We start from the raw sequence: 20496 nt of genomic DNA on the forward strand, positions 1-20496 counted from the left end.
AGCACTCTCCGGCCCTGCATGAACCGGTAGTGGCCAACCTTGGTTGGCCCGCGAAATGCTCGTGTGCCAACCAAGGTTGGCACCTTCCAAAGCACTCTCCGGCCCTGCATGAACCGGTAGTGGCCAACCTTGGTTGGCCCGCGAAGTGCTCGTGCGCCAACCAAGGTTGGCATCTACCAAAGCACTCTCCCGCCCTGCATGAACCGGTAGTGGCCAACCTTGGTTGGCCCGCGAAGTGCTCGTGCGCCAACCAAGGTTGGCATCTACCAAAGCACTCTCCCGCCCTGCATGAACCGGTAGCGGCCAACCTTGGTTGGCCTGCGAAATGCTCGTGTGCCAACCAAGGTTGGCATCTACCAAGGCGTCCCCCACGCCCCAAAAAGAAGGCCCGCTTTTCAGCGGGCCTTCTGCCTTCTCACGACGAGTGAGCGGGGTGCATCAAGCGGCCGGCTTTTCGCCGGTGGCTTCGGTGGTGATGCGGATCTTCACTTCATCGCTGACGTTCGGGGCGTAGGCGCCGACGCCGAAATCGCTGCGCTTCAGGGTGGTGGTGGCATCGAAGCCGGCGGCCGGAACCTTGGCCATCGGGTGCTCGCCGCCGCCGTTGACGGTGACGTCCAGGGTGACCGGCTTGGTGATGCCCTTGATGGTCAGGTCACCGGCGACGGTCAGCTTGTTGGTGCCAGCAGCTTCCACCTTGGTGCTCTTGAAGGTGGCATCGGCGAACTTGGCGGCGTCGAAGAAGTCGGCGCTCTTCAGGTGCTCGTCGAACTTGGCGGTGAAGCTGTTCAGGCCGCTCAGCGGCAGCTTCACTTCCACGGTGGACTTGGTCACGTCTTCGGCGTTGTACACCAGGGTGCCTTCAACGTTGCCGAAGTGTGCGCTCGGGTTGGAGAAGCCGAAGTGGCTCCACTGGGCCAGCACGTCGGTGTGGGTCGGGTCCAGCTTGTAGGTGCCCGAGGCGATCTTGATCGCTTCGGCGGCCGGCGCGGCAGCAGCGGCATCGGCGGCCGGGGTGGCGGCCTGCTCGGTGGTGGCCGGGGCGGCGGCATCGGCGGCCGGGGCAGCGGTGTCGGCCGGCTTGGAGCAGGCGGCGATGGCCAGCGTCAGGGCCAGCGGCAGCAGCAGTTTACGGGTGGCGCTCATCTGAGGAACTCTCCGGATCGTAGGGTGGGTACACGGTGCAGCAAGAGCCTGCCACGGAACGGCAGGCCCGAAACCGATACAACGACTTACGCGATGCGCGCCGCTTCGTCGAACGACAGGCGCGGCAGACGCGGGAACAGGCCCGCCGAGTCACCGTAACCCAGGTTGACCAGGAAATTCGACTTGATGGAGGTGCCGGCGAAGAAGGCTTCATCCACCTTGGCTGCATCGAAGCCCGACATCGGGCCGGCATCCAGCCCCAGCGCGCGTGCGGCCAGGATCAGGTAGGCGCCCTGCAGGCTGCCGTTGCGGATGGCGGCTTCGTGGCGGCCTTCCTGCGGGCCGTCGAACCAGGCCTTGGCATCGGTGTGCGGGAACAGGTACGGCAGCTTCTCGTGGAAGTCCAGGTCGAAGCCGATGATGACGGTTACCGGGGCGGCCATGGTCTTGTCGTGGTTGCCTTCGGACAGGGCCGGGGCCAGCTTGGCCTTGGCTTCCTTCGAGGTGACGAAGACGAAACGGGCCGGCGTGGTGTTGGCGGCGGTCGGGCCCCACTTCACCAGGTCATACAGTTCCTGCAGCAGGCTGGCCGGGACCGGCTTGTCGAGGAAAGCGTTCTGGGTGCGGGCAGTACGGAACAGCTGGTCGAGGGCAGCAGCGTCGAGCGCGTGGGACATCGGTGGATCTCCAGGGCGGCTAAGGGAAGTCAGTGCCCGCGGGCGGCGCGGGGCGAAACGACGAGCCGCAGTGTAGAGTGTCGCGACTGTTGCAACACCCAGCAGGGCTGAAACGAATTAATGCCACAGGTGAAACGATCGAGTGCGCCCTGGACGGTCACGGACGGCCGTGCGGGCAATGTCCGCCAGGCGGTCGCGCTGGCCTCTGCGCTGCGCCAGGGCACCCATCGGCCGCTGGTCCTGCAGCCCCGCGCACCCTGGCGCTGGCTGTCGCCGCGGAGGCTGCCCGGTGATGTGAACGGCTACGGCGAGGCATTCGCGACGCTGGCCGCGGACGCACCGCCGCTTGCGATCGGCTGTGGCCGCCAGGCCGCCGGCGCACTGCGCGTGCTGCGCGCACGTGGCAGCCAGGTGGTGCAGATCCTCGACCCGCGCATCAATGCCCGCCACTGGGACATGGTGGTGGTGCCCGAACACGATGCCCTGCGTGGCAGCAACGTGCTGACCCTTCTCGGCAGCCTCAACCCGGTGGATGACGACTGGCTGGCCTGGGGCCGCGCCGCGTTCGCTGGCTTCAGTACCCTGCCCGGCCCGCGCACCGCGCTGCTGGTGGGCGGTCCGACGCCGCTGGCGCCCTGGGACGATACCGCGATGGTGGGCGTGTTCCAGGCGTTGGCCGAGCAGATCCGCAGCGAGGGCGGCAGCCTGCTGGCCACCACCTCGCGGCGCACGCCACCGGCCTTGGCCGAGATCCTGCGCGCGACGTTCGCCGACCTGCCGCACGTGATCTGGGGCGACGGCGGCGACGGTACGAATCCTTATGGCGGCCTGCTCGGCTGGGCCAACCGCGTGGTGGTCTCGCCCGATTCGGTGAACCTGCTGTCTGAAGCCTGCGCCACGCGCATGCCGGTGATGGTGGCGCTGGCCGATACCGTGCAGGGCCGGCTGGCGCGTTTCCAGCAGCAGCTGCGCGAGCGCGGCCGGCTGCAGGCGCACTGGCTGGACTGGCAGTACGACCGCATCGAGCCACTGCGCGAGACCGCGCGGATCGCGGCAGAAGTGAAACAGCGCCTGGCATTGGGGTAGTGCCGGCCGCTGGCCGGCAATCCTGGGCGCCTGGCATCACGGTAATGCCGGGTGCCCAGCGATTTCTGAACATTTCGATCCGGTACCGCGGTTAGAGTCCAGCTTCCCCCATCACTCTGAACGTCTTCATGCGTACCTTGCTCCTGCTGCCCCTGGCCCTGCTCGCGGCCTGCTCCACCACGCCCACCGAGCTGGATCCGATTTCGTATCAATGCCAGCAGCAGTTGGACGCGTACCGCGAACAACCGGCGCTGCGCGATCCGAAGGGCCAGCGCCCGCCGCTGCCGGTGGCCCCGATCAGCGATGCCTGCGACAAGGAGCTCCAGCGCAAGGGCGTGGATCGTCCCCTGCGCTGAGCAGCGTATGATCGGCGCGCGGGCCTGCCCGCCGTTGAAGGTATCGACATGGATCGTTTCTCCCACCTGCCGCGCGCCGCGCTGCTGATCGCCAGCCTGCTGGCGACCGCACCGGCCTGGGCCAACAGCACCGAATGCCGCGAGCGCTACCCGAGCGTGGCCGCGCAGGCGGCGATGCTGGACGTGGCCTGGACCACCGCTGAGCGCCTGGACGCGCTGCCCGATGTGGACGTGGTGGTGGCCGCGCGCGGTGGCCAGGACCTGAGCCGCTACGGCCTGCGCCACAGCCACCTGGCCTTCCTGGTGCGTGAGGACAATGGCCGCTGGCGCGCGATGCACCTGCTCAACCGCTGCAAGACCGACAGCTCGCAGCTGTACCACGAAGGGCTGGGCAACTTCGTCGGCGAGAGCGGCGGCCATACCGACCTGCGCATCGGCGTGCCCTCGGCGCCGCTGCGTGCCGCGTTGAAAGCGATGCTGGTGTCGCCGTCGATCCAGCCGAAGGCGCTGCACGAAACCAAATACAACGTGGTTGCCTACCCGTTTGCCACCGACTACCAGAACTCCAACCAGTGGGTGCTGGAGGTGCTGGCCGCGGCGATGGCGCAGACCGAAGGCGCGCCGGCCATCGTCAAGCGCGAACAGGCGCAGCAGTGGCTGCGCCAGCAGAAGTACCAGCCCAGCGTGCTGCATATCGGCCTCGGCAAGCGCGTGGGTGCGCGCCTGTTCGTGGCCAACGCCACCACCACTGACCATCCGGCCGGCGAGCGCATCTCCGGCAACTATTCGGTGGTGACGGTGGAATCGGTGTTCGACTTCCTGCACCAGCGCAGCCAGCTGCAGCAGGAACTGGTGATCCCTCACGTGCCGGTAGCTGGTGCTGCCGCCGCCACGCCCTGAATCCAGCAAGGAGAACGACATGCGTACCCTGCCCGCCGTCCTGATGCCGATGCTGATCGTCGCAAGCCTGGCCTGGTCCACGGCCGCTCATGCAGAGCGCCGCATCGTGATCATCCATGACCCGGGTCCGCAGGGACCGAGCCTGGAGATGTCCACACAGATGGTGACGTCGGCCCGCGCGGCGGCGGCGAAGGAAGCCCAGGATGCCGCCGATGCTGGCCAGCCGCTGGCCCGCCCGCAGCAGATCAAGCTGCCGCAGATGCAGGTGAGCGCGATCGCCACCACCGTGGATGGCCGCCGCGAAGTGCTGCTGCGCGATGCCAACGATCCGCAGAACACCGCATCGATGCAGTACCCGCGCGGCATCGGCGATCCCGCCGTGCAGTTCACCGTGGGCCAGACCGTGAACTTCGAACCGACCGGCGCCGACCAGGGCTGGCAGTTGAAGGACAACCAGGGCCGTCCACTGGAATACCTGCCCGAGGCCACCGGCCCGCGCGACATCTTCGATACCCGGCGCTGAGCCGCCGTCCCCACCCTGACCAGGAGGTCTCCATGTTCCGTTACCTGCGCGTTCCCGCCACTGCCCTGCTGCTTTCGGCGCTGGTGGTGCCCACCGTCCATGCCGGCGCCGCGCCGCAGTTGAACAGCGGCCAGACCAGCGTGTTGGTCACGTCGCTGATCGTGCTGTCGATTCCGTTGGCCACGTCGATGGGACTGGCCGAACTGTCCAAGGCCCCGTTCAAGGCCAGCGAGCGCAACGGCAAGGTCGCCGCACGCACGCCGGCGGTGCCGCTGCCACCGATGGAAGTGAAGCAGGTCGCCACCACGCCAGCCGGTGATCGCCAGGTGCACCTGCAGGTGCCCGGCAAGGCCGACCAGACCGCAACGCTGCAATGGCCGGCGGCTGCAGGCGATGATCCGATTGCCGGTTTCGTCGTCGGCCAGCAGGTGCGCTTCGACCCGACCGACGCGGGTGCCGGCTGGACCGTGAAGAGCGCGCAGGGCCAGGCGCTGGCCTATGTGCCGACCGCCTACGCCGCCGGCGATGTGATGAGCGAAACGCTGTAAAGCTGAACGGCCGGTTTTGGCATTGCCGCGAGCCGGGCGGATAATGGGCGATCCCCTTTGTCCCCCTGGCTCGCCATGTCCGTGCGTCCTGCCCCTGTGTTTGCCCCGTTGACCGCCCGCGCCCTGGTGCTGGCGGTGCTGGCCATGGGCGCGGTGGTGCTGCTGTCCAACGTACTGGTGCAGTACCCGATCAACGATTGGCTGACCTGGGGTGCTTTCAGTTACCCGGTCGCGTTCCTGGTCAGCAACCTGATCAACCGCCGCTTCGGCCCGGGCCCCGCCCGCCGCGTGGCGTGGATCGGTTTCGCGGTGGCGGTGCTGTTGTCGATCTGGGTGGCCACCCCGCGCATCGCCATTGCCTCGTGCTCGGCCTTCATCGTGGCGCAGCTGCTGGACATCACCGTGTTCGACCGCCTGCGGCGTGGCAGCTGGTGGCGCGCACCGATGGTGGCCACCACCTGCAGCGCGACGGTGGATACCACCATTTTCTGGTCGATCGCGTTTGCCGGTTCGACCCTGCCGTGGGTGAGCTGGGCTGCCGGCGACCTGGCGGTGAAGCTGGCGATCGGCGTCTGCCTGCTGGCCCCGTTCCGCGCGCTGTTGTGGAAGATGGCGCCGCTGCGCACCACCAGCTGACCGCCGTTGCTCTGGTAGGTGCCAACCTTGGTTGGCACACACCTTGAACCCGGTGGGTGCCGACCGTTGGTCGGCACGATCCTTCAGCGTTCATCGCTGCTGACAGATGGTGCCGACCAACGGTCGGCACCTACCAACGGCGACCATCGCCGAGCCATTGATCTGGTAGCTGCCAACCTTGGTTGGCGCTTTGCATTCATGCCAACCAAGGTTGGCATCTACCAACAGCGGGTCATCGCCGGCCATTGATCCGGTGGGTGCCGACCGTTGGTCGGCACGCCCTGCAGAACCCATCGCTGCCGACAGATGGTGCCGACCAACGGTCGGTACCCACCCAAAGTTGTTGCAGCATTTGCACCCACTCAGGCGAATGGCAGCTCCGCGGCAATGCACGCGGCGGTAATCGCGGCACATGCCTCTTCAATCGCGGGCGTGGTCGGTGCCAGTCGCGGGCGCCGGTCCAGGGTGCAAGCCAGACCCACGTCCAGCAGCGTGGCATGTGCTCCATGCAATGCCTGCGCCGTGTCTTCCGGCAGGAAACCAGCAACGGCCAACGCATCGATCAACGATGGCGTATCGCGCGGCTGCAGCAACGCCACGTGCTGCGCACTGCGCGCGAGCACGCCGGTCTGCAGCAGGAACTCCAGGTCCACCACGCCACCGGCACCCTGCTTCAGGTCCAGTCGCGCGGCATCGCTGCGGTCAAGTTCGGTGCGCATGCGGCCGCGCATCTTCAGCACGTCCGCGTACAGCACACCCGTGTCGCGCTCACGCCCAAGCGTCTGCGCACGCACCTGCTCGAAGTCGGCCAGCAGGCTGGCATCGCCGGCCACGCCACGCGCGCGCACCAGCGCCTGGTGTTCCCAGGTCCACGCGCGTTCGCGCTGGTATTCGGTGTAACTGGCCAACGAAGACACCAGCGAACCCTTGCCGCCATCCGGGCGCAGGCGCACGTCGATGTCGTACAGGCGCCCGGCGGCGGTGACCGCACCAAGCAGCGCCATCACCTTCTGCGCCAGGCGCGCATACCAGCGCCCCGGCTCCAGCGGACGCGCGCCATCACTGGCATCCACGCCGGCCGGGTTGTCGTGCAGGAACACCAGGTCCAGATCGGAACCGAAGCCCAGCTCAAGCCCACCAAGGCTGCCGTAGCCGATGATCGCGAAGCGCCCGCCGGGAATCTCGCCGTGTGCGGCATGCATGTCCGCTTCGGCCATCGCCAACACGGTGACCACCACGGCCTGCGCCAGCTCGGCCAGTTGACGCGTGCTGTCCACCGCACCCTGGCGGCCATCCAGCGTGGCCATCGCCATGCGGAAGCTGAGTGCCAGCCGCGTTTCATTGAGCCAGCGCAGTGCGGATTCCGGATCTTCCACCGCCAGTACCTGTTGGCACTCCGCCAGCATGCCGGCGGCATCGGGCATCGGCCCGGACACGCGCACGTCCAGTAGTTCGTCCAGCAGCAGCGGATACGCCGCCAACCGTTCGGCCAGCAGCGCGCTGCGCGCCAGCACGTCCACCAACCGCGCCAGTGCGCTGGGCTGTTCGTCCAGCAAGGCGAGATAGCTCGTCCGGCGCAGCACCGCCTGCAGCAGGCCAAGCACGCGCTTGAGCGCGGCATCCGGCTGCGGTGAACGCGTGGCCGCATGCAGCAGCGCGGGCAGCACGCGATCCAGCCGCGCACGCGCGGCATCGGACAACGACTTCACGCCGGTGCCCTGGGCGAAATCGCGTAGCGACTGGTCGGCGCCGTTGGCATCGAGGAAACCGGCTTCGGCCAGCAGCGGTGCGTTGCTGCCTTCGGGCAGGCTGCGCCAGTAGTTGGCCAGTGCATCGGGCGCGGCCTGGCCCTTGCGCGGTGCCAGCAGCGCGGCGAATTCAGTACTGACGCGCTGCTGCTGTTCGGCCAGCGCCGCGCGCAGCACCTCCCAGTCCGGATAGCCGAGCCCGACGGCGATGCGTTCGCGGTCAAGTGCGTCGCTGGGCAGCACGTGAGTCTGCGCGTCGCGCAGCATCTGCAGGCGATTTTCCAGCCGGCGCAGGAACAGGTAGGCCTCGCGCAGCGCGCTGCCATCCTCGGGCGCGATCTGCCCGGCGGCCACCAGTGCGTCCAGCGCCACCAGCAGCCGACGCTCGCGCAATGCCGGTTCGCGACCACCGCGGATCAGCTGCAGCGCCTGGCACAGGAATTCGATCTCGCGGATGCCACCGGCACCGCGCTTGATGTCGTCGTGCAGTTCGCGGCGTGCGACTTCAGCGGTGATGGCCGCCTTCATTTCGCGCAGGCCGTCTAGCGCGGTGAAATCTAGGTAGCGGCGGTACACGAACGGGCGCAGGGTCTGCAGCCACGCCTCACCGGCCTCGATATCGCCGGCCACCGCGCGCGCCTTCAGCCAGGCATAGCGCTCCCAATCACGGCCCTCGCGCTGGAAATACTGGTCCATCGCCGCGAACGAGAGTGCAACGCGGCCGGCGCTGCCGAACGGACGCAGGCGCAGGTCGACGCGGTGGCTGAAGCCATCGACGGTGGTTTCATCCAGCAGCTTGGCCAGGCGCTGGCCGAGACGGGCGAAATATTCTTCCGCCGCCAACGGACGCGGTCCATCGGATTCACCGCCCTGCGGATAGGCGTAGACCAGATCCACATCGGAACTGAAGTTGAGCTCGCCACCGCCCAGCTTGCCAAGGCCGAACACCACCAGCTGCTGCGGGATGCCGTGTTCATCGGCGATGACGCCGTGACGCTGGGCGAATTCCTGCTGCAGGGCGTCCAGTGCCAGCCGCAGGCAGTCCTCGGCCAAGGTGGTGGCACCGGCGAGGGTCTGCGGCACGTCGTCGAGGCCGGCCAGGTCACGCCAGATCAGCCGTGTGGACATTGCCGTGCGCCAGCGCCGGATCTGCGCCGGCCAGTCGCTGGGCTGCAGCGGATCGAGCACCGGCGCCGGGATCGGCGGGCAGCCGGGCGCGGCCAGCTGTGCCAGCAAGGCCGGTTGCCGCACCAGGGTGTCCAGCGCGAAGTCGCTGCTCACCGCCAGCCGGGTCAGCAACGGCAGCAGGTTGGCCGGGATGGGCTCGGGCAGGACCTGGGCCAGGCGCGCCAAGGCGCGGTCGACAAGAGGCTGCAGGGTGGCGGGCAGGTCAGCGGTGGCGAGGCTCATGGGCTGATTGTATCGACCCGGCCGGGACGCAACGGACCCGGTAGTGCCGGCCGCTGGCCGGCAGATCCGACGATCCTGCCGAAGGTTGCTGGGGTTGCCGGCCAGCGGCCAGCACTACCGATAATGGAGACCGCGTATTCATACTGGACGACAGGCAATAAAAAAGCCCGCTTGCAGCGAACTGCCAGCGGGCTCTGCTCCCTCCCCCACGTCGGGATGCAGGTCCATCGTGCGGGCTGCGAAAGCACTTTGCACGCTGCACTGCAAAACAAAACCGGCGGGTTTGGGTGACCCCTGCGGGAAAAGCCATTCCACGAAGGTAGAACCCCCCGTACGGATGAGGATGGCCGATAATCGGAATTCCCCCCAGCAACACGTGTCGTCATGTCTGTTGATCGCATCGCCAACGCGCGTCTTCGTGACCGCGTGGTCTCCGCGGAGGCCGCAGCCGCGCTGATCCAGCCCGGTGAAACCGTGGCCATGAGCGGCTTTACCGGCTCCGGGTATCCCAAGGCCGTTCCCGTCGAACTGGCCCGCCGCATCGAAGCGGTGCATGCCCAGGGCCAGCCCTTCCAGATCAGCCTGATGACTGGCGCCTCCACCGCGCCGGAACTCGATGGCGCGCTGGCCAAGGCCGATGGCATCGCCATGCGCATGCCGTTCCAGAGCGACCCGGATGCGCGCAACCGCATCAACGAGGGCAAGCTGGATTACATCGACATCCACCTCAGCCACGTGGCCCAGCACGTGTGGTTCGGTTTCTATGGCGAGATCGATACCGCCGTGATCGAAGTCTCGGCCATCCGCGAAGACGGTTCGCTGGTGCCCTCCACCTCGGTCGGCAACAACAAGACCTGGCTGGACCTGGCCAAGAAGGTGATCGTCGAGGTCAACGAATGGCAGCCGGCCGGCGTCGACGGCATGCATGACATCTACTACGGCACCGCGCTGCCGCCGCACCGCAAGCCGATTCCGCTGGTGAACGCCAACGACCGCATCGGCGACACCGCGCTGCGCTGCGACCCGGACAAGATCGTGGCCGTGGTGCGCACCAACGGCCCGGACCGCAACAGCCCGTTCAGCCCGATCGATGCGACCAGCGAGCAGATCGCTTCGCACCTGATCGAGTTCCTCAAGCATGAAGTGAAGAAGGGCCGTCTGCCGCCGAACCTGCTGCCGCTGCAGTCGGGCGTGGGCAATATTCCGAACGCGGTGCTGGCCGGCCTGGCCAAGAGCGGCTTCCGCGACCTGGCCGCGTTCACCGAAGTAATCCAGGACGGCATGCTCGACCTGCTGCGTGACGGCGTGCTGAGCTATGCCTCGTGCACCGGCTTCGCGCTGAGCCCGCAGGCCAACGAGACGTTCAAGGAGAACATCGATTTCTACCGCGAGCGCATCATCATGCGCACGCAGGAGATCTCCAACCATCCGGAACTGGTGCGCCGCCTCGGCTGCATCGGCATGAACGGCATGATCGAGGTGGACATCTACGGCAACGTCAATTCGACGCACGTGATGGGCACGCGGATCATGAACGGCATCGGCGGTTCCGGTGACTTCGCCCGCAACGGCTTCCTGTCGGCGTTCCTGAGCCCGTCCACCGCGAAGAACGGCACCATCTCGGCGATCGTGCCGATGGCCAGCCACGTGGACCACACCGAACACGACGTGTCGGTGATCGTCACCGAACAGGGCCTGGCCGACCTGCGTGGCCTGACCCCGCGCAAGCGCGCGCAGGTGCTGATCGACAACTGCGCGCACCCGGATTTCCGCCCGCAGCTGCAGGACTACTTCGACCGTGCCAGCCGCGAGAGCTACGGCAAGCACACCCCGCATCTGCTGCCGGAAGCGTTGTCGTGGCACCAGCGTTGGCTGGATACCGGCACGATGAAAGGCTGAGACCCGCTTTTGTAGAGTCGAGCCATGCTCGACTGCTTTTCTCGGCAGCCGAGCATGGCTCGGCTCTACAGAGGGCAGCGCCATGACCCCAGGCACGGACATCGGGTAGAGCCGGCCGCTGGCCGGCTCTACCTTCACGCGGTGCGCAGGCTCGCCAACGATTCGGCCTGCAGCCGCTCGTAGATCTCGAACTCGTCATTCACCGCCACGCCCAGCGCCTGCTCGAAGGCCTCGCGGTTGGCGTGTGCGGCATACGCACGCTGTTCTTCACCGCCCAGGTTCGACTGGAAGATGCCCGCGGCGCTGACCGGCAGGAAATCCTCGTAGACGATCGGGTCGGCCGTGGCCAGGCCCGCGGCCACCAGTACTTCAGCCGGCAGATCGGCCACGCGCTCCGGCGCGGCGCGGCCGGCATCGGTCAGCTGGTAGCGGTAATAGCCCAGGCCTTCCTGGCGCAGCGTGTCATGGTCATCCGGGAAGCTGGCGAACACCGCCTGCAGGCGCTGGCCGTAGTCGCCGCCGGTGCTGCCTTCGCCACCGGCATCGCGTGCCTGCGACAGCAGCTGGTCGTAGAGCGCGCGGCCCTTCGGGGTCAGGGCAAGGCCACGCTGTTCGATCTCGCCGAAGCGCGCGGTGTGGGTGCCGGCATCGCCACCCTCGCTGTCCGGGAAATGCACGGCTTCTTCCAGTGCCTTGAAGCTGGTCTGCCGCAACAGGATCGGGCAGGCACGGCGCGGCGGGCCTTCGATCACCGCCTTGGCCGCCATGCCATGCTCGATCATCGCCGCCTGCGCCGCGTCGATATCCAGCGTGCGCGGGGTCAGGTGGTTGATGTGCGGGCCACGGAAACTGACCACGTCGGCCACCAGCCGATGCGCGTTGTGCAGCGCGTGGTAGGTCGGCAGATCGACGGTGGCATCGCCGTGCCAGCGGAAGGTTTCCAGTGCTTCATCGACGAAGCGCTCGGCATCGGCCTGCGACAGCCCGCCGTCACGCTCGGCCTGCTCGATCAGCGCCAGCGCGCCCTCGGTGAAGATGCGGCGACGTGCAAGGATCTTTGCCGATTCGGCACGCAGCGCTTCGTCTTCGATCAGCTCCAGGCGCAGCAGCGAGGTGAACACGCGGAACGGGTTCTGCGCCAGCGCGGCGCCGGTCAGCGGGCGGAACGCGGTGGAGTGCACCGGCACGCCGGCCACCGACAGGTCGTAGTAGCCCACCGGGTACATGCCCATCACCGCGAACAGGCGGCGCAGCGTGGCCAGTTCCTGCACGGTACCAACGCGGATCGCGCCGTGGCGCTCTTCATCCAGGCGCGCACGCTCGTCGTTGCGCTGCAGCTGCGCGGCCAGCGCAGGGTCCTGGTCAAGCACCTGCGCGTTGATCCGCTCCACCAGTTCCACCAGCGTGCCGTACAGCGGCACTTCGGTGCGGTACATGCGGGACATGGCCTGCGCGAACAGGCGGCGGATCACATCAGGCGAAACGAAAGAGGCGCTCATCAGTCACTCGATTACGGGAACGGGGAACAGCTCGGACCCGTATTGTCGCCGGAGCGCGCGGTGGCGGCGATATGCAGAGCAACATGAAACAAACCGGTAGTGCCGGCCGCTGGCCGGCAACCTCGGGATGCCTGGAATGATGCAGCTGCCGGCCAGCTGCCGGCCAGCGGCCGGCACTACCGCTTGAGCTGGCGCCTCAGGGTGGCATCCAGGGTGATCGGCCGGTCCCAGTGCTGGTAGCTGGCCACGATGGCGTGGCGCAGCGCGCGGTAGTGCAGGTTGTCCGGCTTGGCCGGCATGCGCTTCACCACCGCCTCCCAGCCGCCCTCCGGGTCCTGGCTGAAGGCGCGCACGCTGTCGCGGCAGGTCTGGCCGCTGGCCTTGGCCCAGAAGCAGGCGAAGTAGATATCCCCGGCCTGCCAGCCATGGGTGGTGAACAGCGCGCTGATGTAACCGCGCGGCACCTCGGCATAGCGCGACACCTCGTCGAGGAAGGCGTCGGGGTAGCGTTCGGCGTAGTGGTTGATGTCCTGCAGCTGGGCATCGACCCAGCGGTCACCGGTTTCCACCGTGTAGGCCGCCGAACGCTCGGCGGTCTGCTGGGCCAGCACGGTGGCCGGCACCAGCAGCAAGGACAACAACAGCGCGCTCAGTCGGACGTTCATGCCCCGATTCTGCCGCAGCCGCCGGGTCCTGTCAGGCCGCCGCCGAGGCCTTGGCCTCGATCGCGGCCAGTGCGGCCGGCCAATCATGGGCGGTATCGGCAGTGACCATGCGCGGTTCGTCGTCGGCCACGCCGTGCTGGGTCTCGTGGGCCCAGGTCACTGCGTACGGCGTATGCACGCCCCAGCCGCCCAGGGTCACCACCGGCTCGATGTCCGAGCGCAGCGAGTTGCCGACCATCACGAAGCGCTGCATCGGCAGGTCGAATTCGGCCAGCACGCGGGCGTAGGTTTCCGGGTCCTTCTCGGAGACGATCTCGATGCGCGGGAACAGCTCGGCCAGGTTGGCGACCTTGATCTTCGCTTCCTGGTGGAACAGGTCGCCCTTGGTGATCAGCACCACCGGGTAGTGCTCGGCGATGGCCGCCACCGCTTCGCGCACACCGTCGATCAGTTCGACCGGGTGGCGCAGGGTGTCGTGGCCGATGTCCAGGATGCGCTGGATGTCCTTGGCCTCGATGCGCTGGCCGGTGATGTCGATGGCCGCTTCGATCATCGACAGCGTCATGCTCTTCACGCCGTAGCCGAAGGTACCCAGATGGCGCTGCTGCACTTCCAGCAGGTGGCGCGCGGTCTGCGTGTCATGCACGTCGACGTAGCGCGACAGCAGGTCAAGATAATCCTGCTCGGCCTTGCGGTAGTAGTCCTCGCTCTTCCACAGCGTATCGTCACCGTCAAAACCGACCAGGCCGATGGCGCGCGACGGCGCAGGCGTGGAGGTGTTCATCGCACAAGGATACAGGGGTGCTGGTGACGATAAAAACCCGGGCGGCCGCAGCCGCCCGAGTCCCCATGCACCGGTCTTCCCGAATCAGGCGTGGATCAGCGGCCCTGCGCCGCGCCGGCACCTGCACCAGCCTGCTGGGCGGCCACGTAGGCCTTGTACTCATCGGCGCTCAGCTCGCCGTCCTTGTTGGTATCGGCCTGGTCGAACACCTGGGCCAGGCCAGCGTTCACCTGCGCCTCGGTCTTGCTGATGGTGCCGTTGCCATCGGTATCGATGCTGGCCCAGGTCTGGCCACCGCCATTGGCCTGTGCCGAAGCCGCTGCGGCCGCGTTGGTCGCCTGGTCAGCCGCCTGCCCTGCCTGTGCCGCCGACTGCTGCGCCTGCGCGGCCTCGTTCTGTGCCTGCGCGGCCTGCTGCTTGGCCGACTGGGCCATCGCCGGAATGGCCAGCACGCTGCCGGCGGCGACGATCAGGGCGATCAGGGGCTTGCGGTTGCGAATAGTCATCAGGGGTGTCTCCTACCAATTGGGTGGTGTTGCGCGGCGTGTTGTCTCCGCACGGCACCTACCCTGCCACCGCCTTTCTGAATCGATTTTGCCCCGCGACCGGCGTCAACACGCACGATTAACCACTCGCCTACGCGCATGCTTTAGCGCGGTGGTTAGCATGAAGTGAGTGGCTCATAAGCTGCGCATTCAGCGCTGCCTGATTTAACCGGCAGCGAACGAAAAACCTGCGTCAGTCGACGTTCTGAGCCGATGACCGCGAACTGAACACCACCCAGCCGAGGGCAACACCAGCGAGCGCGCCGGCGATTTCCAGCACCACGCGGCTGCCGAGTTCGTTCGGATCGTGGATGGTGGCGAGGAAAAGACGCGCATACAGCGGCGACTCCAGACGCACGATGCCCATGTAGAACAGCTTCCAGGCATCGATGCCGGCAGAGATGATCACGGCGATGACGCAGGACCAGCCGATCGCGTGGCCAACCGTCCAGTGCAGGAGCCGGCACAGCTGCGACCACAGGAAGTACACCAGCAGCCCGACCAGCAGGGCGATGGCGCCCGCTTCGAGGGTACCGAGCAGGCCGAAGTGCAGGGGAAGGTTCATCGGGTGGGCAGGGATGAAGAGGCGGCCAGTGTAAGGGATCTGCCTCGGACCCAATCCGTTAGCCCCGGTAGATCCACGCCATGCGTGGATGAATCCCCATCGAAATCGAATACTCCGATGATTGAACGAAAGGCGTCCACGCATGGCGTGGATCTACCGTGTCGACCAAGGTCGACACCTACCAACAGCAGCGCCCCTCTGCCGATGTCCCTACCGCACGGGGACGTCGTATGCGGTGCCCGGGTCCGGTTCGGGCTGCAGGGTGTAGTGCCACCACTCCTGCGGATAGTTGACGAAACCACGGCGTGCCATCGCCTGCACCAGCTGCTTGCGGTTCGCCTGCTGCGCAGCACTCAGCCCGCTCGTCTGCGTATGCGCGCGTGGCCCAAAGAAATCGAAGTCGGTGCCCATGTCCAACGGCGTACATGCACCACTGCCGCAATCCAGCAGCCCCAGATCCACCGTGGCACCGCGACTGTGGCCGGAGCGCTCGGCGATGTAGCCGTCGGCCAGCAGCCGTGGCTTGTCCAGATCCGGGTACTGCAAAGCCTTGCGCGAGCGCTCGCGCGGATCGTTCACCCAGGCCATGAAGGCCTGCACCGAACGCACCGGCCGGTAGCAGTCGTAGAGGCGCAGGCCAAAGCCATCCGCGCGCAGGTCCTGTTCCACCTGTGCCAGTGCCTTCGCCACCGGCGCCAGCAGGTAACAGGACGGCGCCTCGTAACCCGGCACGCGCGCGCCGGTGAAGTTGTTGGCGCCGGCGTAGCGGATGTCCATCTCGATGCCTGGCGACAACGTGCGGATCTCCACGAATCCGGCGCTGACGGCATCGGTGGCCGGCGAAACACGCGGCGGCTCAGCGGCGCTGGCGCTCGCTGCCAGGGCAGTCGCCAGTACGAGTGAAATGCAGGTCCTGGAAGTCATAGCTGAAGTCGATGTCCGGGTCGATGGCACGCAGGTCCAGTGTGGGCGGCGCACCGTCACCGGGCTGCAGCCAGGCCTGTGCGTCTTCGCCCAGCGTATCCCAGCGCAGCAGCCAACGCCCCTGCAACTGCAGCACCATGGCCTGCAGCCGGGGCGACTTGTCCACGCTGAAGCGCAGGCCATCCTTGCCCGGGCACAGCGAGGCCGGGCCCAGCCAGGGATCGGCGTAGCGGCCCTGCCAGCGCTGCAGATCGGTGACGGCGGCCGGTTGTGCGCCCCTGGTGGAGGGCACAGGACTCCCCGTGGCGGCGCGCACGGCCCGATCAGCCGCCAGTTCCGCCAGGTAGTACCCCACATGCTGCGCGTCTTCCGGCGCGGTGAACTGTTTCAGCGTCGACTGCATCAGCGCGGTACGCGCGTCTTCGGCCTCGCCGTTGATCAGTATCACCACACCGACCTTGCGGTCCGGCAGCAGCGCCAGCGAGGAATACATGCCTGTCAGGGTACCGGTATGGGCGACTTTCCAGTGCCCGTCCATGTCCGACACCCGCCAGCCCAACCCATAGCCGTAGAAACGGGTGTTGTCCCAGTCGCGTTGGCGCTCGCCCAGCGGCATTGGCATGTGCAGCGTCCACAGCATGCGGCGCTGCTCGGCGCCCAACCACGCCGGTACCAGCGCCGGGTCCAGCAGCACCTGCATCCAGCGGGTCATGTCGCGCAGCGAACAGCGGATGCCACCGGCCGCCATCGACGTCAGATCGGGGCTGAGCGCTCCATCACCAGCGACCACCACGTTGCGGCCATCGCGCCGCACATGCGGTTGGGCGACATTGCCGATCTGCTTCACCGACCATGCGCCCACCTGGCAGCGGGTCATCCCCAGCGGCTCAAACACCCGCTCGCGCATCAGCTGGTCATAGGGCTTGCCACCGGCGGCCGCAGCCACCTCACCGGCAACGACGTACATCAGGTTGTCGTAGGCATAGCCGCTGCGGAAACTGGTGACCGGTTTCAGGTGTGCCAGCCCGGCGATGACGTCGCTGCGGGTGAAGGCATTGGGCTCAGGCCACAGCATCAGGTCGCCGGCACCCAGGCCGAGGCCGCTGTTGTGGATCAGCAGATCGCGTACCTGCAGATGCTCGCCCACCCACGGGTCATGCATGCGGAACGCTGGCAGGTGACGCTGCACCGGGTCAGCCCAACCCAGCTTGCCCTGCTGCACCAGCGTGGCCAGCAGCGCGGCGGTCATCGCCTTGCTGTTGGAGGCGATCTTGAACAGCGTGTCCTCGTCGATGCGGCCACCGTCACCACGCGCGCCTTCAGTGTGGCGATAGACCACCTGGCCATCCTCGACCACCGCCATCGCCAGCCCCGGCAGGTGCTCGTGCTGGTCTACAAAGGCGATGGCGGCATCCAGTCGTGCGCCATCCACTGCTTGGGCAGCGGGGCTCGCCAGTACAGCGACCAGTAGCAACAGACGATGCAAGGCAGTCTCCGTCAGGCGGTGCCGGATCATATCCGGCGATCACAGACCCGCGCCGCCCGGCAGGGCGGCGCATGGATGCGTCCTCAATAGCTCCAGGTCACCGTCAGCTGTGCGTAGCGCGGTGACTGGAATCCAGTGCCATAACCATACATCGGGTTCGGCGTTCCGATGCTGTCCTGCGGCTCGTAATCCTGGTCCACGGTCACCACGCGCTGCTGGTTCAGAACGTTGTACACCGCCAACTTCAGGCGCAGGTCGGTGGGGATCGGCACTTTGTACGAAACACTCACGTCCAGATCGTAGGTCCACGGCGTACGCCCATCGCCACCGCGCGGGGAATGCACGAACACACGTTCGGACGGTACCGTCGCCTGGCAGTTGGACACGCACACGTAGTAGCTGTGGAAGTCGGTGTCGTCGAAAGGATTGCCGGCACCGAAGCGCGTGATCGGGCTGCCCGACTGTACGCCCAGGGTGGCGGCCACGCTCAGGTTCTCGGTCAACGCGTAGCTGCCGCGGAACTTGAACTGATGGCGGCGATCGTTGGCCAGGTAGCCGTAGCCGCGATAGTTGACCCACGGGTTGTCGAAGTTCTCGGTGCGGCCGGCATCGGCGAAGTCGGTATCGGAGTTGACCGGGCCTTCGGCGTTGCCGCGCCCATAGGCCAGGGTATAGGACGCGTTGAAGCCCCACTTGCCATCCCACGCACGGTCGACCTGCAGTTCCAGCGCCTTGTAGTCGCGCTTGGGCTTTACCCAGCCGCGCTGGCCCACGTAGTTGCCATCATCGTCGTACAGGGCCCAGCCTTCCCTGGATGTGTCGATGTTGATCCAGCCATCATTGGTGCCATCACAGTTGGTGTCGCCCCAGACAGTGTTGGTGCGTCCCGGGTTGCCCATGATCCACACCCCGTCGATGGCACCGCATTGGCCGGTGGCGGTGATGTTCATGTCATCGATGGCGTTGTGCAGGCGGCGGTAAGTCACGCTGGCGCCAACCGACCAGGCCTCGTTGATCATCTGCTGGAAGCCCAGGATCGCTTCATCCTGGTAGACCGGATCCATGTCCCGGTTCACTTCAGCGCGCAGGTCGGGCACGCTGCCATCGCCCTGCGAATTGTCCACCGGTCCGATCTGCGCGCCCAGCACCGGCACATTGTTGGCCGCGCCGCTGTAGCCCAGGAACTCATACCAGGTGCGTTCGTCGAGGAAGCCACCGGCCTGCTTGATGTTGATGACGTTGGCCACCGGCAGGAAGTAGCGCCCCAGGTTGCCAAACACCTTGGTGGTGCCATCGCCACGCACGTCCCACGAGAAGCCGAGACGTGGCGCCACCATGTCATCGATCTTGATGTAGCTGCTGCCATCGCCGCCCTTGTTGTCGAAGGCTTCCAGGCGCACGCCCATGTTCAGCAGCAGGTTCGGCGTCACCTGCCAGTTGTCTTCCAGGTACCAGGCCGAGTTGATGGTCTCAAATGCACCCTCCACCTCATAGCGGCGCGTACGCGCCACCAGGCCACTGGCCGGCACCACGCCGCCGTTGAGTGAACTTCCCGGAGTACGCGCATAGATGTCGTAGCGCAGGCCGCCCGGACCGGGGTAGGCACGGCTGTAGTCGGAGGTATTTTCCTCGCGGTCCATGCCGAAGCGCAGCAGGTGATTGCCCAGTGTCCATTCGAAATCGGCGCGGGCGGCCTTGCGGGTATCCAATGCTGATTCCAGCTGCGAGCTGCTGGTGCAGCTGCGGTCACCCTGCAGCAAGGGTGGCACGCCCTGGCTGGCCGTTCGGTTGTCGAACACACGGTTGCAGTTCTCGTCCATCAACGAGCTCTGCATGCGGTTGCGCTTGTTCTCGCCATACATCAGCTTCATGGTCAGGTCGTTGTTGACCTGCCAGCTATAGGTACCGGACCAGTTCTTGCCGCCCACCGTGTTGTAGATCTGGTTGCTGCGCTCACCTGCAGCCTGTCCCGTGGCGTAGTCGTAATCGTAGACATCGGTGAGCGTCTTGCTCTTGTCCGAGAAGCCGAACAGCGACAGCATCTGGTTGTCGGTGATCTGCCAGTCGATCTTTCCGCCCCAGAACGGATCATCGGCCTTGCCCTGGCTCAGGCGGGTGCCAGCGTCGTTGGTCGATGTCGGCCGGTAGTCGCGAGCTTCGTACATGCCGAAGAAGAACAAGCGGTCCTGCACCAACGCACCGGACGCGAATACGTTCAGCGCACTGCGACTGTAGTCGTCGCGGCTCGCGGTGATGTAGCGGCTGCCGCTGCCGTCGTAGCGGTCGCGTGCCTGTGACTGCCAGGCTCGCGGTTCGAACACCAGCTCGGCGCCCGCCTTGAACTCGTTGCTGCCCGAGCGGGTGACTGCGTTGATGACACCGCCGGTGCTGCGCCCGAACTCCACCGAGTAACCGCCTGTCTTGACCTGGAATTCCTGGTAGAACGAGAACGGTACCGACGAAAAGCCGACCCGGTTGTAGAAGTCGGTAACGTTCAGGCCGTTGATGTAGACGGTGTTCTCGGCCACGGACGAACCACCGAAGGAAATGCCCTGGCCGCCCAACGAGCCCTTGCCCTTCACCGCGCCGGGCGCGAGCAGTGCCACGGCGGTGATGTCACGGTCCACCGGCAGGCGCGAAAGCTCTTCGCGGGTGATGTTCGTGGCCGATTCGGTGGACTTGACATCCACCATCGACACCACCTGCGGTGCACGTACCTCGACCGTTCCCAGCGTGCTGACCGCACCCAGCGGCACATTCACCGTGGTCGCACTGCCAAGGCTGACGGTGACCTGACCAACACGGCTGGCCGCTCCGCCCGGCAGGCTTACGTCCATCTCGTAGGTACCGACCGGCAGCAACGGGATGCGGTAGCTGCCATTGGCGTCGGCCTGCACCGATCGGACGAACCCCGTGGCGGGGTTGCGTACGGAGACCGTGGCACCGGCCGGTACTTGGCCTGCATCGCTCACCAGCCGGCCAACCACCGAACCATCCTGTGCGAATGCGCTGGGCGCGATCATGCCCAGACACGCCCCCAGGGCGACGCACAACGCCGCCCGCTTGATGCTGTAAGCCTTCATCCCCTGCTCTCTCCTG

Annotated in this window: 18 protein-coding genes; 7 read left to right on the forward strand and 11 right to left on the reverse strand. The window is 66.6% G+C overall.

Annotated features, from left to right (window positions below; all coding sequences use genetic code 11):
• Positions 1–438: 438 nt before the first annotated feature.
• A complete protein-coding gene (locus R1L06_RS04420) occupies positions 439–1146 on the reverse strand; it encodes a YceI family protein (RefSeq protein WP_317217019.1) in 708 nt (235 codons plus the stop codon).
• An 86-nt stretch (positions 1147–1232) separates the two neighbouring features.
• Entirely contained in the window at positions 1233–1823 is a 591-nt protein-coding gene (locus R1L06_RS04425) for a malonic semialdehyde reductase (protein WP_004139510.1), read from the reverse strand.
• Positions 1824–1943: 120 nt separating this feature from the next.
• Here R1L06_RS04425 and R1L06_RS04430 point away from each other — a divergent pair, with 120 nt between their 5' ends.
• The 6 genes from R1L06_RS04430 to R1L06_RS04455 all read left to right on the forward strand — a co-directional run bounded on the left by R1L06_RS04430 (position 1944) and on the right by R1L06_RS04455 (position 5872).
• On the forward strand, positions 1944–2909 hold the full coding sequence (locus R1L06_RS04430; protein WP_317217020.1) for a mitochondrial fission ELM1 family protein: 966 nt from the start codon (positions 1944–1946) through the stop codon (positions 2907–2909).
• Positions 2910–3037: 128 nt separating this feature from the next.
• Positions 3038–3265, forward strand: coding sequence for a hypothetical protein (locus R1L06_RS04435; protein WP_004139505.1), 228 nt, complete (start codon positions 3038–3040; stop codon positions 3263–3265).
• A gap of 48 nt (positions 3266–3313) precedes the next feature.
• Positions 3314–4165: a DUF2145 domain-containing protein gene (locus R1L06_RS04440; RefSeq protein ID WP_032130025.1), complete on the forward strand. Its 852-nt coding sequence runs from the start codon at positions 3314–3316 to the stop codon at positions 4163–4165.
• Positions 4166–4184: 19 nt separating this feature from the next.
• The gene (locus R1L06_RS04445) at positions 4185–4688 is read left to right on the forward strand and encodes a hypothetical protein (protein ID WP_004139502.1); all 504 of its coding nucleotides are present in this window, start codon (positions 4185–4187) and stop codon (positions 4686–4688) included.
• 32 nt (positions 4689–4720) lie between these two features.
• A complete protein-coding gene (locus tag R1L06_RS04450) occupies positions 4721–5236 on the forward strand; it encodes a hypothetical protein (RefSeq protein WP_317217021.1) in 516 nt (171 codons plus the stop codon).
• 75 nt (positions 5237–5311) lie between these two features.
• Positions 5312–5872 carry a queuosine precursor transporter gene (locus tag R1L06_RS04455; protein ID WP_004139497.1) on the forward strand — a complete coding sequence of 187 codons (561 nt, stop codon included), beginning with the start codon at positions 5312–5314 and terminating at the stop codon, positions 5870–5872.
• Positions 5873–6234: 362 nt separating this feature from the next.
• On the opposite strand, the gene glnE is transcribed toward R1L06_RS04455, so the two are convergent.
• Entirely contained in the window at positions 6235–9030 is a 2796-nt protein-coding gene (gene glnE / locus R1L06_RS04460; RefSeq protein ID WP_317217022.1) for a bifunctional [glutamate--ammonia ligase]-adenylyl-L-tyrosine phosphorylase/[glutamate--ammonia-ligase] adenylyltransferase, read from the reverse strand.
• A 384-nt stretch (positions 9031–9414) separates the two neighbouring features.
• Between glnE and scpC the strand changes: the two genes are divergently transcribed.
• Positions 9415–10929: a succinyl-CoA:acetate CoA-transferase ScpC gene (gene scpC, locus R1L06_RS04465; RefSeq protein WP_012509864.1), complete on the forward strand. Its 1515-nt coding sequence runs from the start codon at positions 9415–9417 to the stop codon at positions 10927–10929.
• Positions 10930–11063: 134 nt separating this feature from the next.
• Here scpC and hglS read toward each other — a convergent pair whose 3' ends face one another.
• The 8 genes from hglS to R1L06_RS04505 all read right to left on the reverse strand — a co-directional run bounded on the left by hglS (position 11064) and on the right by R1L06_RS04505 (position 20480).
• Positions 11064–12428, reverse strand: a complete 1365-nt coding sequence (gene hglS / locus R1L06_RS04470; protein WP_197617278.1) for a 2-oxoadipate dioxygenase/decarboxylase HglS — start codon at positions 12426–12428, stop codon at positions 11064–11066.
• A 176-nt stretch (positions 12429–12604) separates the two neighbouring features.
• The gene (locus R1L06_RS04475) at positions 12605–13093 is read right to left on the reverse strand and encodes a hypothetical protein (RefSeq protein ID WP_317217023.1); all 489 of its coding nucleotides are present in this window, start codon (positions 13091–13093) and stop codon (positions 12605–12607) included.
• A gap of 31 nt (positions 13094–13124) precedes the next feature.
• On the reverse strand, positions 13125–13877 hold the full coding sequence (locus R1L06_RS04480) for an HAD family hydrolase (protein WP_121504735.1): 753 nt from the start codon (positions 13875–13877) through the stop codon (positions 13125–13127).
• 95 nt (positions 13878–13972) lie between these two features.
• Positions 13973–14383: an EF-hand domain-containing protein gene (locus R1L06_RS04485; protein WP_004139214.1), complete on the reverse strand. Its 411-nt coding sequence runs from the start codon at positions 14381–14383 to the stop codon at positions 13973–13975.
• A 232-nt stretch (positions 14384–14615) separates the two neighbouring features.
• Positions 14616–14987 carry a hypothetical protein gene (locus R1L06_RS04490; protein ID WP_032968343.1) on the reverse strand — a complete coding sequence of 124 codons (372 nt, stop codon included), beginning with the start codon at positions 14985–14987 and terminating at the stop codon, positions 14616–14618.
• 210 nt (positions 14988–15197) lie between these two features.
• Complete coding sequence (locus R1L06_RS04495; protein WP_317217024.1) at positions 15198–15911, reverse strand: M15 family metallopeptidase; 714 nt, start codon at positions 15909–15911, stop codon at positions 15198–15200.
• A complete protein-coding gene (locus R1L06_RS04500) occupies positions 15844–17397 on the reverse strand; it encodes a serine hydrolase domain-containing protein (RefSeq protein WP_317217025.1) in 1554 nt (517 codons plus the stop codon). The genes R1L06_RS04495 and R1L06_RS04500 overlap by 68 nt, the downstream gene beginning before the upstream one ends.
• Before the next feature lie 83 nt (positions 17398–17480).
• Complete coding sequence (locus R1L06_RS04505; RefSeq protein ID WP_317217026.1) at positions 17481–20480, reverse strand: TonB-dependent receptor; 3000 nt, start codon at positions 20478–20480, stop codon at positions 17481–17483.
• Positions 20481–20496: the final 16 nt, after the last annotated feature.

This window comes from Stenotrophomonas mexicanensis (genome assembly GCF_032911605.1).
Classification (GTDB): domain Bacteria; phylum Pseudomonadota; class Gammaproteobacteria; order Xanthomonadales; family Xanthomonadaceae; genus Stenotrophomonas; species Stenotrophomonas maltophilia_A.

Coding starts and splice junctions, on each gene's coding strand:
- R1L06_RS04420 (WP_317217019.1), bottom strand. CDS start 1,146: ATGAGCGCCACCCGTAAACTGCTGCTGCCGCTGGCCCTGACGCTGGCC.
- R1L06_RS04425 (WP_004139510.1), bottom strand. CDS start 1,823: ATGTCCCACGCGCTCGACGCTGCTGCCCTCGACCAGCTGTTCCGTACT.
- R1L06_RS04430 (WP_317217020.1), top strand. CDS start 1,944: ATGCCACAGGTGAAACGATCGAGTGCGCCCTGGACGGTCACGGACGGC.
- R1L06_RS04435 (WP_004139505.1), top strand. CDS start 3,038: ATGCGTACCTTGCTCCTGCTGCCCCTGGCCCTGCTCGCGGCCTGCTCC.
- R1L06_RS04440 (WP_032130025.1), top strand. CDS start 3,314: ATGGATCGTTTCTCCCACCTGCCGCGCGCCGCGCTGCTGATCGCCAGC.
- R1L06_RS04445 (WP_004139502.1), top strand. CDS start 4,185: ATGCGTACCCTGCCCGCCGTCCTGATGCCGATGCTGATCGTCGCAAGC.
- R1L06_RS04450 (WP_317217021.1), top strand. CDS start 4,721: ATGTTCCGTTACCTGCGCGTTCCCGCCACTGCCCTGCTGCTTTCGGCG.
- R1L06_RS04455 (WP_004139497.1), top strand. CDS start 5,312: ATGTCCGTGCGTCCTGCCCCTGTGTTTGCCCCGTTGACCGCCCGCGCC.
- glnE (WP_317217022.1), bottom strand. CDS start 9,030: ATGAGCCTCGCCACCGCTGACCTGCCCGCCACCCTGCAGCCTCTTGTC.
- scpC (WP_012509864.1), top strand. CDS start 9,415: ATGTCTGTTGATCGCATCGCCAACGCGCGTCTTCGTGACCGCGTGGTC.
- hglS (WP_197617278.1), bottom strand. CDS start 12,428: ATGAGCGCCTCTTTCGTTTCGCCTGATGTGATCCGCCGCCTGTTCGCG.
- R1L06_RS04475 (WP_317217023.1), bottom strand. CDS start 13,093: ATGAACGTCCGACTGAGCGCGCTGTTGTTGTCCTTGCTGCTGGTGCCG.
- R1L06_RS04480 (WP_121504735.1), bottom strand. CDS start 13,877: ATGAACACCTCCACGCCTGCGCCGTCGCGCGCCATCGGCCTGGTCGGT.
- R1L06_RS04485 (WP_004139214.1), bottom strand. CDS start 14,383: ATGACTATTCGCAACCGCAAGCCCCTGATCGCCCTGATCGTCGCCGCC.
- R1L06_RS04490 (WP_032968343.1), bottom strand. CDS start 14,987: ATGAACCTTCCCCTGCACTTCGGCCTGCTCGGTACCCTCGAAGCGGGC.
- R1L06_RS04495 (WP_317217024.1), bottom strand. CDS start 15,911: ATGACTTCCAGGACCTGCATTTCACTCGTACTGGCGACTGCCCTGGCA.
- R1L06_RS04505 (WP_317217026.1), bottom strand. CDS start 20,480: ATGAAGGCTTACAGCATCAAGCGGGCGGCGTTGTGCGTCGCCCTGGGG.